Below are 13,939 nucleotides of genomic sequence, written 5' to 3'. Positions count from 1 at the left end.
TCAAATCACCCTTGTTGTGTGGTTGTTTCCGGTCCGACAGGCTCGGGGTTCCGGCGGGCTTTGTGTTCTCGGATCAAGGCTCTGATATGCAACGCGAAAATTAGCGCGATCATTGCGAACAGGAAGGCGGCGATGGGACGATCGACAAAGTCCAGTGGCGTCTTGACCCGGGCCATCGCGCTGCGCAATTTGACCTCCATGATGCCTCCCAGAACCATCCCTAGAATGATTGGGACAATCGGCAGATTCAGTCGCTTTAGAATCAACCCAAATACACCGAACCCGGAAGCCAAGGCGCAATCAGTGATGGAATTTCGCAGACTGTAGACCCCGACAAAGGACAGGATGATGATCATGATTCCCAGAAAACGAGTCGGGATCTGAATGATCTTCAAGAGCAGGTTGGTCGAGAACAGCAAAAAGACCAGAACAATCACGTTTAGCAGTATCAGCGCCAGATAGATCGCCATGACAAAGTCCATCTGGCTTTCAAACAGTTGGGGGCCGGGGATCACATTGTGGACGTAAAAGACCGACAGCATCATCGCGGTTAGCGCCTCGCCCGGGATGCCAAGCGCCAGCAAGGGGATCATGGCAGCGCCTGGCACGGCATTGTTCGACGCTTCCGACGCGACAAGCCCTTCTGGCGAGCCGTCACCGAATTTTCCCGGTTCTTTCGAGCTTTTCTGGGCATAGGTATAGGATAGGAATTGCGCCGTAAACTCGCCCACTCCGGGAACCATACCCATCAAAACGCCAAGACTGGAGGACACAGTCGCTACCCGCTTAATCCCGAAAAGTTCCTTAAACCCCGAAAGTAAATTACCATCGACATGCGCCTGACCTGGCGCGTGATCTTTGTCGACCAGAAGTAGTAATGCCTGACTGATGGCGAAGAGTCCGAGAACAACAACGATCAGATCGACCCCCGAGGCCAGCCAGCTTTGGTCAAATGTGAAACGTTTCGTGTATTTGACCGGTTCCAGCCCAACGGTGTTCAGCAACAGGCCAAAACTTGCCAACATCGCCGCAGCAAACGTTTGCCCCCGATGGGCCAACACCACAAGGATGATGCCCATGAGTGCCGCAAGAAAGATCTCGCGACTACCGAAATGCGGGGCGACGGCCGCAAGAACCGGCGACAGGATGATCAAGCAGATAACCGAAAAGATGCCACCGAAGAAAGAAGCCGAGTAGGCCAGCGACAACGCTCGCTGCCCTTGTCCTCGTTTCGTCATCGGATAACCGTCATAAGTGGTCAGGGCGTTGACCGCTGTTCCGGGCGTATTGATCAGAATTGCAGGGATCGCGCCGCCATACATCGATGAACCATATATACCCAAAAGCAAAGTCAGCCCGACAATGGGTTCAAAGGCAAATGTGGCGGGCAAGAGAATTGCAATTGCAACAGCCGCGCCGACGCCCGGCAATGCGCCGATGATGACACCGCCTATCGACCCGATAAGGAGGGCTGCGACCACGTTCCATTGAGCAATTATCCCGAAACCGGAGATCAGCGTATCCATCGGGATGGCCTCATAAGTAAGTCAGGGCAAACGCCCGCACTGAATCAGGGAGGTACTCATATATCTGGCCCGCCGGGATTTTGACCTGCAAGAAAGCGCGAAACAAAATTGCTACGCTGACTCCGAAGGCGGCAGATGCAGCCAAGGAGGCAAAACTCGTGAACCCACAACGAACAGCTAGAAACAGCGCGAAGAGAACTGTCGACGGCAGGTATCCAAGGTAAGGGACCACCAACACATAGATGAGGAAATAGGCAACAAATTCCAGCGACCTCAGCCAGAAAAGTACTTCGCGCCAACGACCGGGAATTCGGGGGGACAGGGCTGAACTCAGGCAATGAAGCGCACCGAACAAAACCATTCCGTAAACCGCGATGGTTGGCCACAACGAAGGTTGTGCAAACCATTTGGTTTTTTTGACTAGCTTGGTTTGCTCTCCAAGCTGCGTCAGAAGAAAAAACGAGAAAGCGAGAAAAAAGATTGCAAATACAATGTCACCTGGCCGGCGATAGCGTTTGAACAAATCCTGCAGCGTTCTTACAAGCATTGACCTTCCTCCCTGCGAGTCATGCCCCCGGTCCATCCGGGGGCATTGAAGTCAACGAGCTTTATTCCCCAAGAATTTCAGCGACCTTGCCGAACATGGCTTTGTCAGATTCGATCTGCTCCGTGGATTCGGCCGCATCCTGCCAATAGATCAGAACACCAGTTTCATTTATCAGGCTCTGAGCTTGCTCGGACTGCAACGCCTTCTGCGCTGCTGCAGCAATCTTGTCGCGCGCCTCCTGAGGCACGTCTTTGTGAACGAAAAGCCCGTTCCACAATGACAAGGTCAGACCGGGTACCAGCTCGGTAACGGTTGGGGTGTCAGGTGTGATTGCGATACGCTGACTGCCGATACTTGCCAGAATGTGCAGATCATCCTTGCACGGCATGATCTGCTGCAGCGTCGTGTTGATGACATCCACATCGCCTGAAGCAAGTGTGTTGCAGTTCAGTTCGTCGAATGCGGCTTCACTTGCAAAGTCAAACCCACTTTCGATGGCTGCAGCCATAGTGATCTTGGTGGGCGGCAGGAACGTCCCGAAATGACCCAGTGCCACTTCGTTATCCTTGCCATGGGCAACAAGCTCCTCCCAACTCGAATACGGGGCATCTCCAGATGCGGCCACCACGAATGGATAGGTCATGAATATTCCCAGTGGCTCAAATGGGTTCGGAGAAAGTTCAGGAATGCCTATTTCCGGCCCGATGACCGGAACGCCCACCACGAACGAACCCACAGTATAGCCATCCGCAGGCGCGGTCGCGACCTCCACCGCCCCGGGAAACGGCCCGCCACCACCACCGGGCTTGTTCACTACAGCAGCCGGAACGCCGTACATCGACTGGAACTCATCCGCGATCAACCGGGTCAATACGTCCTCCAGATCACCTGGAGGCCACGGCACCACAAACGACACAGGTTTTTCCGGGTACTCTGCGAAAACCGCACTTGCCGTCAACACAAAAGCGCCTGCGAAAGCAGTTAGTTTGACCATAAGATTTCCTCCCAAATTGGCTCATTATTTGAACCGTTATTTCAAAAATAAGATTGCTATATTAACTTCTTTGTGTCAAGCTTGATGTCGAGATGAGACGTAGCAGCAGGGCTTAAAAGGTGGGAACGACACTGAAGGCATTGTCCTTGTTGGACCTTTTTTCGACACAACACCCTGAACTGGGGCTGTCGCAAGTTACGCGCATGTCCGGCCTGAATAAGGCGACTGCGTTGCGTCTTCTTGGTGAGTTGTGTGAATTCGGCTTACTCGAGCAGGAATCGGACACCAAGCTCTATCGTCTCGGCAGTACGGTTCTGAGGCTCGCCAATCAAAGGGAAATGGCTTTTCCCACCCGATCCATTGCTCGCCCAGTCCTACGGGAGTGTGTAGGAGCAACTGGAGAAACCGTTCATATGTCTCTGCTGGACAGATTCCACCTGAACACAGTTGCAATTGAAGAAACTCAAAGCCACTCAGTTCGCGTAGTAGTGGATCCTTCCGAAATCCTACCGCTGCACGCAACGGCATCTGGTTTGGTTGTAACTGCCTTTGGCAACAAACGCCTTTTGGAGCACCTCCTGACCCACGATCTACACAAGGTAACGAAAGAAACAGTCACCAATCGCGGCGATCTTGCTGCAATGGTTTCTACTATCCGCGACCGTGGGTATGCGGTCGCCGAAGGGTCATTCGAAGAAAGCGTCAAAGGAATTGCCCGCCCTCTGTTCGACGGCAATCAAATGGCTGTTGGCGCGGTCGCGGCGGCTATTCCAACTTCTCGCGCCACACCGGAACTCGAAGCCAAATGTCTGATATCACTGGAACGTGCGGCAGAAGAAATAACATCCGCCCTCGGAGGGCGCGCCCCGCATGACTATCCAAACTCAACTCACTGAACGAAACCGAACCTCAATCGCAAAGTTCGTTTATTGAGAGTTCCTCTCGTCTTATTCATGATCCGGAGTTCAAGCCAATGAAAGATTCGAACTTTCTGATGGAAAAAAACGGTCGCTATTTTTGGCAACCGATGACTCATCCTGCAGATGCTCAAACCAACCCACCTACCATCCTGACCGGCGGAGAAGGGGTTCACATTGTTGATGTCGAGGGGCACAAGACTATCGACGCGGTCGGAGGCCTTTGGAACGTTAATTTGGGCTACTCTTGCGAGCCAGTAAAAGAAGCCATCGCCCAGCAACTGTGCGACCTGCCATACTATTCATGCTTTCGAGGCACCACCAATGACAAAGCGATTGAGCTATCTTATGAATTGGCTGAATTCTTCTCGGCGGACGGATTAACGCGTGCTTTCTATACGTCCGGCGGGTCTGACTCGGTCGAAGTTGCGTTGAAACTCGCCCGTCAATACCACCGGATCAGAGGCGAAGCTGGGCGCACAAAATTTCTCAGCCTGAAATACGGCTATCACGGAACCCATTTCGGTGGCGCAAGCGTCAACGGGAACGGTAAGTTCCGCAATGCCTATGAACCGATGCTGCCTGGTTGCTTCCATATTCCCGCACCATATACCTATCGGAACCCATTCAATGAATCCGACCCCGAGCGACTCGCGCAACTGTGCTTGCAAGCGATTGAGGCTGAAATCGCGTTTCAGGGTGCAAATACGATCGCAGCGTTTATCATGGAGCCAATACTCGGCGCTGGTGGCGTAATCCCCCCACACAAAAGCTTCATGCCGAAAGTTCGTGAAATTTGTAACAATCATGGAATCTTGCTGATCGCCGACGAAGTCATTACCGCCTTCGGCCGCACAGGCGACGAAAGCGGATCTCGTCATTGGGGTGTAAAGCCGGATTTCATGACAACCGCCAAAGCGATCACCAACGGATATTTTCCGTTCGGGGCAGTCATGGTTTCGGATGAGGTTTCATCAGTTTTTGAAACAGATGTCAGTGGCATGGCCTCCGTTGACTCGGGCTACACATACTCAGGTCACCCCGTCGGTGCGGCAGCCGCACTGGCGTCGCTGGCCGAAGTTCGAAGATTGCGGGTGTGGGAAAACGCTGCAACCAGGGGGGCCGAATTGTTCGGTGGCTTGCAAAAACTCAAGGAAAAACACGCATTGATTGGCGATGTGCGCGGCGGCGAAGGCCTGATGTGCGCTTTGGAACTGGTATCGGATCGAACGGTAAAATCGCCCGTTTCAAAAGATGTCCCTGTCAAAGTTCAGAAAGCGACTTATCAAGCAGGCGCAATGATCCGTGTCTCGGGTTGCAACATCATTCTTTCACCTCCGCTCATCATAACCGCTGAAGATGTCGAGACGATACTGTCCGCGCTCGATGCGGGATTGAGTTCGATCAAATGAACAAGGTAAGTCACCCTTTCAGATCCTGAGTTTTTGAAGTTCGTTCAGCAAATCCGGCAATGGTTCGAGCCTGCGTGCACCGAATTGGGTTTGAACGGCCGATGGTTGGTGCTTGTCGTGGCCAAGCTGTCCAGCAGGAGCTGTCTCCTGGTCTTTGAGAAAGAGACTAATGTACAGCGCCCATTATTGAGGTTTGGGCGACGGGTGTTCTGCTCGGGCCTTTCCATTGCGCGCAGTATACACGGCGGGCAGGGTGGAATTAGACATACCTCATGCGGGATCGTCGACTGCTCAAGCTTTCTGGCATTCGCAAATTGCGCCATTTCGTGTTCCACTTATCCTGATTGCCTAAGAACTTCTCGCGAATCGGCGACATGGTCTATTCGCGCACGCGCAGCAGCCATGCGATCGAAAGAGCGCGCAAGGTGTCCAGAGTCATTTCCTATAATTCAAAATTCGGCATTTCGGTCTCATCCCCGAAAAATGCCTTCTCAAGACAATCTCCGGCCAAGTGTCGCTACCATCAAAACTTGCTCTCCAGTTTTTCGCTGAACACTGGCGCTCGACCGTCTCACGATTGCAGAGAAACAAACAGTCGCGAGGAATTGCATCAAGTGGGGCAAAATGCGCATCTCTGACCGATTGATCCCAAACGCATACGGATGTAAGGGAAGCTTGTCAAAACAGTGTCTCTGCAGGGTCGGGTCAATCAATCCGCTCCGCTTTCGTCACCACGCGGGTGGCCTCACACTCTTGGATCCCACGCCCAGAAAGGCAAAAAAGGTAAATTAATATGGCAGATAAATCGAACTTCGACATATTGTATACCATTGTAGACGAAGCGCCGGAACTGGCGAGCGCATCCTTCCTGCCGATCATTCGAAAGTTCGCTTCGGCCGCAGGCGTGAGCGTCGGAACCAAGGATATTTCCCTTGCGGGACGCATCATTTCAGCATTCCCCGAAAACCTGACCGACGGGCAGCGCCAAACCGACGATCTTGCGGCATTGGGTGATTTGGTCAAGACCCGCGACGCCAACGTGATCAAACTGCCAAACATCTCCGCCTCGGTGCCGCAGTTAGTGGCGGCAATCACCGAGCTTCAGGGACAGGGGTATAACATCCCCAACTATCCCGAAAATCCCAAGACAGTTGAGGAAAAAGAGACTCGTGCCCGATACGATGCCATCAAGGGTTCAGCCGTGAATCCGGTCTTGCGGGAAGGAAACAGCGATCGCCGCGCAGCAAAGGCGGTCAAGAACTATGCTCAAAAGAACCCGCATTCGATGGGCGAATGGTCCAAAGACAGCAAGACCAAAGTCAGCTCGATGCCCGGCGACGATTTTTATGCCAATGAGAAATCAGCAACCATCACAGCCGCTCAGACAGGTGATGCCAAGATCGAGTTCGTCGACAACGATGGCTCGCTCACTGTTCTGAAAGACGGTTGGAAGCTGGAAGAAGGCACGGTCGCCGACGCGACCTTCATGTCTGCTAAGGCGCTTGACGCCTTTCTTGCGGAAGCCATCGAGGACACCAAGGTGGACGGCACCATGTTCTCGTTGCACTTGAAGGCGACAATGATGAAGGTCTCGGACCCAATCATCTTTGGACATGCGGTCAAAGCGTGGCTGAATCCCGTATTCGAACAGTTCGGCGATGAAATGAAGTTGCTAGGTGTGAACCCGAATTCCGGCATGGGTGACCTGCTGGAACGCGTCAAGGGCAATGCCGATATCATGGCCGCGATCGAAGCCCTCAAGTCGGAGCGCCCGTCGATGTACATGGTCGACAGCGACAAAGGCATCACCAACCTGCATGTACCCAGCGATGTGATCGTCGATGCGTCGATGCCTGCCGTGATCCGTGCAGGCGGAAAGGGGTGGGACCAGACCGGAGCCAAGGGTGACACCAACTGCATAATCCCTGACAACTGTTATGCTTCGATCTATGACGAGACGATCAAGTTCTTCAAAGAAAACGGCGCATTGAACCCGGCAACTGCAGGCGCCGTGGCAAACGTTGGCCTGATGGCGCAGAAGGCCGAGGAATATGGCTCCCACCCGACCACATTCGAGGCGCAGACAGACGGCATTATCCGTATTGTCCTGGCAAATGGCGAAGTCCTGCACTCGCACCAGGTCGAGGCCGGTGATATCTGGCGTGCCTGCACCGTCAAGAAAGCACCGATCGAAAACTGGATTCAACTTGCGATGGACCGTCAGCGATTGACCGGGTCCGAAGCAATCTTCTGGCTGGACGCCAACCGCGCCCATGACGCGCAACTGATTGACTATGTCAAACCAGCCCTTGAGGCAGCGGGCGTTGCTGACAACTTCCTGATCATGGCCCCACGCGAAGCCACCAGGCAGTCGCTTGAGACAATCACCGAGGGCGAGGACAGTATCGCTATTACTGGCAACGTGCTGCGTGACTACTTGACTGACCTTTTCCCAATCTTGGAATTGGGCACTTCAGCAAAGATGCTGTCGATCGTCAAACTGATGAATGGTGGCGGCCTGTTCGAGACCGGCGCTGGCGGATCGGCTCCGAAACACGTGCAGCAGCTGGTTGAGGAAAATCACCTGCGCTGGGACTCGATGGGTGAGTTCTGTGCATTGGGCGAATCGCTAAACTTCCTCGCGGATGTTAAAGGCAATGCCAAAGCTGGTGTTCTGGGCCGTGCGGCCGAAGATGCGACCCAAGGCATCCTCGACAACAATAAGTCACCGAGCCGCAAGGTTGGTCAACCAGATAACCGTGACAGCCACTATTGGTTCGCCCGCTACTGGGCCGAAGCACTGGCTGAACAAGATGACGATGCCGACCTGGCCACCGAATTCGCTCCGATCGCTACGGAGTTGGCCAACAAAGAGGATGCAATCCTATCGGAGTTTGCGGCGGCACAAGGAAAGGCAGCCGATCTGGGCGGTTACTACCACACTGACCCTGCGAAAACTGCGGCCGTCATGCGCCCATCAGCGACACTTAACGCCATCATTGGCAGACAATAACAAGACAAAACCCCCGGAGAAAATCTTTGGGGGTTCTACTTTGCTTGTGGCTTAGGTGCACCTCCCAGTTTTTGCGTGATTTCGGCCGCCGCCTCGGAAACCGCATTGCCGAACATTGCAATCGTTTCAACGGAAAAACGACTGCTTGGGCCAGATATGGAAATCCCGGCGCAGGGTTGCCCGGATTCGTCCAAAATCGCACTGCCAATGCAGGACATGCCATCATAGCGCTCTTCCGCATCAAACGACCAGCCACGCATTCTTGTTTCCGCCAGATCCCTGAAGAGTTCCTCCGAGCTTGAGCGTGTGTGTTTGGTAAAAGCCGTCAGACCAACGTCTTTGAGAAGGTGTTTAACCTCGTTTTCCGTCAGCATTGCCAAAATGGCCTTGCCTGTTCCAGACGCATGCATGGCCGTGCGGGTTCCTGGCGGAAAGAATGCCCGAATCGGGTTGCGCGTCTCAACCTGATCAATGAACACGACCTGAGCTCCGTCCGGGACCGCCAGATTGGCCGTTTCGCCGGTCTTCTCCATTAACGCCCGCATGACCGGTTGCCCGATTTCGGTTAAACTGGTGCGATGCAGATAGACTGACCCAGTACGATAGGCTTCGATACCTATCATCCACTCCTGCGTGGTTTCGTCAAAAGACACAAAATCGTTTTTTTGCAATGTCGTCAGAATTCGATGGGTAGTTGCAGCTGGGATATTCATTCCAAGAGACAAATCTGTCAGCGTTGCACGCCCTGCTTTCGCTATGGCCACCAACAAACCGAGTGCGCGATCCAATGACTGCAAAGTGGTGACATTGCTGTCTGAGAATGGTGATTTCGGCCGCCCGCGCGGTCGCTTCTGGCTCGTCATGGTCCAGTCCTCCTGCCACCACCTTGCCAGATCGGGCCGTGAAAAGGCAAAGAAAACATTTTCCAAAAGCGTGAGATATCTTTCGCTGAAAAACATTTTTGTGTTTTATGTAAGTATTTTACTATTTTCATTGCTATTTCGGAAATATTTTTCAAAAAAATTGCAAAGCAACAAACAACCAGCCATGCTTGCAGCAAGCAATGGAGGTTACCGCCATGTCCGATCAAAACCCCGTCTTCATTCCCGGCCCGACCAATATCCCGGATCGCCTGCGCCTTGCGATGCAGGTCCAGACACGGGATCACCGTGCGCCTGATTTTGTAGACACTTTCGCACCCGTTCTAGAAGATACCAAGAAGGTCTTTGCTACTACCAAAGGCCAAGTCATCACCTTTCCCGCCAGTGGCACCGGCGGATGGGAAGCAGCGGTTTCCAATACGCTTAGCCCCGGCGATAGGATTCTTGTGGCACGCTATGGAATGTTCAGCCACCGCTGGATCGATCTGTGCCAGCGCCACGGTCTTGACGTCCAGGTCATCGATTGCCCGTGGGGGAGTGGCGCGCCTGCAGACAAATTCCAGGAAATCCTGTCTGCTGACAAGGAGCATCAGATCAAGGCAGTCCTGACAACACATAACGAAACTGCCACTGGCGTCCTTTCAGACATAGGCGCGGTGCGCCGCGCGATGGACACCGCCGATCATCCAGCCATGCTTTTCGTCGATTGTGTCAGCTCGTTGGCCTCGGTTGATTTCCAGTTTGATCGCTGGGGCGTGGATATCGCTGTTTCCGGCTCGCAAAAGGGGTTCATGCTGGCCACCGGCATGGCGATCCTCTGCGTCAGCCCCAAGGCGCTGGAGGCAATGAAATCCGCCAAACTGCCGCGCACATTCTTTGATTTCCGTGACATGATGATAGCCAATGCCTCGGGCGGGTTTCCCTACACCCCACCTCTGCAACTGATTTACGGCATGCGCGAAAGCCTTAAGATGCTGTTCGAGGAAGGTCTGGACAACGTCTATGCCCGCCATCACCGGTTGGCCGAAGGCGTGCGCCGTGCAGTTGATGCCTGGGGTCTCAAACTGGTTGCTCAATCCCCAGACCTCTATTCCGATACCGTTAGCGCGATTTTTGTACCCGAGGGTTTCGACAGCAACACTCTCACGGATCACGCATTCAGCGCATATGGTGTATCCTTCGGCATCGGCCTGGGCGAAATGAACGGTAGGGCATTCCGTATCGGACACTTGGGCAGTCTGACCGATGTCCTGGTTCTGTCTGGGCTAGCCACCATCGAAATGGCCATGGCTGACCTGAACTATCCGATTGAACTGGGCAGCGGGGTCGCGGCAGCGCAGGATTACTATCGCACCAGCCGCCAGACACCGACCAAAGCCGCAGCGTGAGGAGGACCGTATGCTCGACTACACTTCAGCGGCAGATTTGACGATCGACCACATGCGCGAGGCGCATGAAAGTATAAAACCACATATCCGACGCACACCGGTCTTGACCTCGGATTATCTGAACGACCTGACCGGCGCGCAGGTGTTCTTCAAATGCGAGAATTTGCAGGAGGCCGGGGCATTCAAAGTGCGCGGTGCCTGCAACGCGGTCTTTGGGCTTTCCGACAAGATGGCGGTGAAGGGGGTTTGCACTCATTCCTCGGGGAACCATGCCCTGTCGCTCTCATATGCCGCAGGCCGCCGGGGCATTCCGTGCAACGTCGTCATGCCTCGCACCGCGCCACAGGCCAAAAAGGATGCGGTGCGACGCTATGGGGGAACCATCACCGAATGCGAACCTTCAACCTCATCGCGTGAGGCCACCTTTGCCGAGGTTCAGGCGCGGACGGGTGGCGAATTTGTTCACCCTTATAACGATCCGCGCGTGATCGCGGGACAGGCCACTTGTTCGGCGGAACTGCTGGAACAAACCGACGGGCTCGACGCAGTAGTCGCCCCCATCGGTGGCGGAGGCATGGTATCAGGCACTTGTCTGACCGTTTCGAGCCTTGCTCCTGAAACTGCAATTTATGCGGCGGAACCGGAACAGGCTGACGACGCTTACCGTTCGTTCAAGGCCGGGCACATCATTGCCGACGATGCGCCCAAAACGGTGGCAGATGGGCTGCTGGTGCCACTCAAAGAGAACACCTGGCATTTCGTGTCCAACTACGTGACCGATATCTTCACTGCATCCGATCAGGAGATCATTGATGCGATGAAACTGACCTGGAAATACCTGCGTGTGGTGATCGAGCCGTCTTCGGCCGTACCGCTCGCAACGATTCTGAAGAACCCCAGCACGTTCCGAGGCAAGCGCATCGGCGTCATCGTCACCGGTGGCAACGTGGATCTGGACAAATTGCCCTGGGTCAAAGGGTAAGGAGGAAGACCAATGAACAAACCGGCAAACATCGACGATCTGGAAGTTGGCTTTGACATCCCAGCCACCATTGGCATGGATGAAAGCGAAATTCAGACCCCATGCCTGATCCTCGACTTGGATGCATTGGAGCGGAATATCAAAAAAATGGGCGACTATGCCAAGGCGCATGGCATGCGACACAGGGTGCACGGCAAGATGCACAAATCGGTGGATGTTGCCAAACTGCAAGAGGAACTGGGCGGCGCGGTTGGCGTTTGCTGTCAGAAAGTGTCCGAGGCTGAGGTTTTTGCCCGAGGCGGCATTAAGGATATTCTTGTTAGCAATCAGGTGCGCGACCCCGCCAAGATCGACCGACTGGCCCGTCTGCCAAAACTCGGCTCACGCATCATTGTCTGCGTTGACGATATTGACAATGTGGCCGACCTGTCGGCAGCGGCTCAGAAATACGGTACCGAGTTGGAGGTTTTCATCGAAATTGACTGTGGCGCAGGCCGCTGCGGCGTGACCACAACCACTGCTGTGATTGAAATCGCCAAAGCAGTTCAGGGCGCTCCAAACCTGAAATTCACCGGCATTCAGGCCTATCAGGGCGCGATGCAGCACCTTGATACCTACGAGGCTCGCAAGGAAAAGCTCGACATCGCCATCGCGATGGTCAAGGACGCGGTCGTGGGCCTTAAAACTGAAGGCATCGAGTGCGAGCTGGTCTCAGGCGGCGGTACAGGATCGTATTATTTCGAAAGCAACTCGGGCGTTTACAATGAACTGCAATGCGGCTCGTACGCATTCATGGATGCCGATTATGGCCGCATTCTGGATAAGGATGGAAACCGCATCGACCAAGGAGAATGGGAAAACGCGTTTTTCATCCTGACCTCGGTAATGAGCCACACCAAGGCCGACAAAGCCATTTGTGACGCGGGCCTCAAAGCCCAGTCCGTCGATAGCGGCCTACCCTTTGTCTATGGGCGAAATGATGTGGAATACATCAAATGCTCTGACGAACACGGCGTGATCTCGGACCCGAAAGGTGTCCTCCAGGTCAATGACAAGTTGCGCTTGGTGCCTGGCCATTGCGACCCCACAGCAAATGTCCATGACTGGTATGTCGGCGTGCGCAATGGAAAGGTCGAAGCTCTGTGGCCGGTTTCGGCCCGTGGTAAGGCTTTTTGATCAGATAGCCTCGAGGCCTGGGATGCGGTGCTCCTTCTTCTCCGATCTCCGCACTGCGACCACAACAAAGAAAGCACGGTGACAGACATGACTGAAGAAACGGATGGCCTACTGATCGTAAGCGAAGCCTTGTGCGAAAAACTGGTTGGACGAAAACAGGCCTTTGACGCTGTCGAGGCGGTCTTCGCCGCTATGGCGCGTGGCGATGCGTATAACTTTCCTGTCGTCCGCGAGGCAATCGGCTATGCCGACGCGCTTTACGGCTTCAAATCCGGCTTTGATCGCGCCGGTATGGTGTTGGGCGTCAAGTCGGGCGGCTATTGGCCAAACAACATGGACAAGGGCCTGACCAATCACCAGTCCACCGTGTTCCTGTTCGACCCTGACACTGGGAAACTGGCGGCTCTGGTGGGCGGCAACTATCTCACGGCAGTCCGTACTGCGGCCTCATCCTCGATCTCGATCGCCCATTTGGCACGCGAGGATGCTAAAGTGTTGGGCATGGTCGGCGCGGGTCATCAATCCACCTTCCAGCTGCGCGCGGCGGCCGAACAACGCGATTTTGAAAAGGTCGTCGCTTGGAACCCGCATCCAGACATGCTGCCTCGCCTCGGGGCTGTCGCCGAGGAGCTTGGCATGGCGTTTGAAGTGGTTACACCAGAAGACTTGGGTGCACTGGCCGACGTCATCATCACCATTACGTCTGCTTTTGAGCCTTTGCTTATGAAAGACTGGATCAAACCCGGAACCCATATAGCCTGCATGGGTACCGACACCAAGGGCAAGCAAGAGGTCGATGCAAACCTCGTTGCCGCGTCCACGATTTTTGCCGATGAAGTCGCTCAATCCGTGTCAATCGGTGAGGCGCAACACGCCACTGCCAACGGCCTGATTTCAGCAGATGATATCACTTCAATTGGTGCCGTAATCAATGGAGACAAACCAGGCCGAACCAGTGACGAGCAGATAACGTTGTTCGATGGTACGGGTGTCGGGCTGCAAGATCTCGCCGTAGCATCAGTCGCCGCCCGGCTGGCAAGGGAACAAGGGTTGGGGTTAGTTGCTTAGGAGGCCCGCTAGCTTCAGTGTGCTACCGTGGGATT

The 13,939-nt window shown here is 54.4% G+C and carries 11 protein-coding genes; 7 read left to right on the top strand and 4 right to left on the bottom strand.

Annotation, left to right across the window (positions count from 1 at the left end):
* Nucleotides 1-5 precede the first annotated feature (5 nt).
* The 3 genes from AC2FLX_RS08585 to AC2FLX_RS08575 all read right to left on the bottom strand — a co-directional run bounded on the left by AC2FLX_RS08585 (nucleotide 6) and on the right by AC2FLX_RS08575 (nucleotide 3,067).
* A complete protein-coding gene (locus AC2FLX_RS08585) occupies nucleotides 6-1,526 on the bottom strand; it encodes a tripartite tricarboxylate transporter permease (protein ID WP_480750779.1) in 1,521 nt (506 codons plus the stop codon).
* A 10-nt stretch (nucleotides 1,527-1,536) separates the two neighbouring features.
* On the bottom strand, nucleotides 1,537-2,073 hold the full coding sequence (locus tag AC2FLX_RS08580; RefSeq protein ID WP_496810550.1) for a tripartite tricarboxylate transporter TctB family protein: 537 nt from the start codon (nucleotides 2,071-2,073) through the stop codon (nucleotides 1,537-1,539).
* Nucleotides 2,074-2,134: 61 nt separating this feature from the next.
* A complete protein-coding gene (locus AC2FLX_RS08575; protein ID WP_480750781.1) occupies nucleotides 2,135-3,067 on the bottom strand; it encodes a tripartite tricarboxylate transporter substrate binding protein in 933 nt (310 codons plus the stop codon).
* A gap of 119 nt (nucleotides 3,068-3,186) precedes the next feature.
* Between AC2FLX_RS08575 and AC2FLX_RS08570 the strand changes: the two genes are divergently transcribed.
* From AC2FLX_RS08570 to AC2FLX_RS08560, 3 genes are all read left to right on the top strand, one after another.
* Entirely contained in the window at nucleotides 3,187-3,963 is a 777-nt protein-coding gene (locus tag AC2FLX_RS08570) for an IclR family transcriptional regulator (protein WP_496810551.1), read from the top strand.
* Nucleotides 3,964-4,040: 77 nt separating this feature from the next.
* The gene (locus AC2FLX_RS08565; RefSeq protein ID WP_496810552.1) at nucleotides 4,041-5,396 is read left to right on the top strand and encodes an aminotransferase class III-fold pyridoxal phosphate-dependent enzyme; all 1,356 of its coding nucleotides are present in this window, start codon (nucleotides 4,041-4,043) and stop codon (nucleotides 5,394-5,396) included.
* Between the two features lie 793 nt (nucleotides 5,397-6,189).
* On the top strand, nucleotides 6,190-8,409 hold the full coding sequence (locus AC2FLX_RS08560) for an NADP-dependent isocitrate dehydrogenase (protein WP_496810553.1): 2,220 nt from the start codon (nucleotides 6,190-6,192) through the stop codon (nucleotides 8,407-8,409).
* Nucleotides 8,410-8,444: 35 nt separating this feature from the next.
* Here AC2FLX_RS08560 and AC2FLX_RS08555 read toward each other — a convergent pair whose 3' ends face one another.
* Nucleotides 8,445-9,368, bottom strand: a complete 924-nt coding sequence (locus AC2FLX_RS08555) for an IclR family transcriptional regulator (protein WP_496810554.1) — start codon at nucleotides 9,366-9,368, stop codon at nucleotides 8,445-8,447.
* Between the two features lie 119 nt (nucleotides 9,369-9,487).
* Here AC2FLX_RS08555 and bhcA point away from each other — a divergent pair, with 119 nt between their 5' ends.
* From bhcA to bhcD, 4 genes are all read left to right on the top strand, one after another.
* Nucleotides 9,488-10,678 (top strand): L-aspartate--glyoxylate aminotransferase BhcA, encoded by a 1,191-nt coding sequence (gene bhcA, locus AC2FLX_RS08550; protein WP_496810555.1) that lies wholly within the window; start codon nucleotides 9,488-9,490, stop codon nucleotides 10,676-10,678.
* Between the two features lie 10 nt (nucleotides 10,679-10,688).
* A complete protein-coding gene (bhcB, locus tag AC2FLX_RS08545) occupies nucleotides 10,689-11,660 on the top strand; it encodes a beta-hydroxyaspartate dehydratase BhcB (RefSeq protein ID WP_496746510.1) in 972 nt (323 codons plus the stop codon).
* Between the two features lie 12 nt (nucleotides 11,661-11,672).
* A complete protein-coding gene (bhcC, locus tag AC2FLX_RS08540) occupies nucleotides 11,673-12,836 on the top strand; it encodes a 3-hydroxy-D-aspartate aldolase BhcC (RefSeq protein WP_480750788.1) in 1,164 nt (387 codons plus the stop codon).
* A gap of 87 nt (nucleotides 12,837-12,923) precedes the next feature.
* The gene (bhcD, locus tag AC2FLX_RS08535; protein WP_496748686.1) at nucleotides 12,924-13,904 is read left to right on the top strand and encodes an iminosuccinate reductase BhcD; all 981 of its coding nucleotides are present in this window, start codon (nucleotides 12,924-12,926) and stop codon (nucleotides 13,902-13,904) included.
* Nucleotides 13,905-13,939: the final 35 nt, after the last annotated feature.

This window comes from Ruegeria sp. YKSF57, assembly GCF_059612585.1.
The sequence above is the reverse complement of the archived record's forward strand: the minus strand, read 5'-3'. Positions and strand labels throughout refer to the sequence as shown.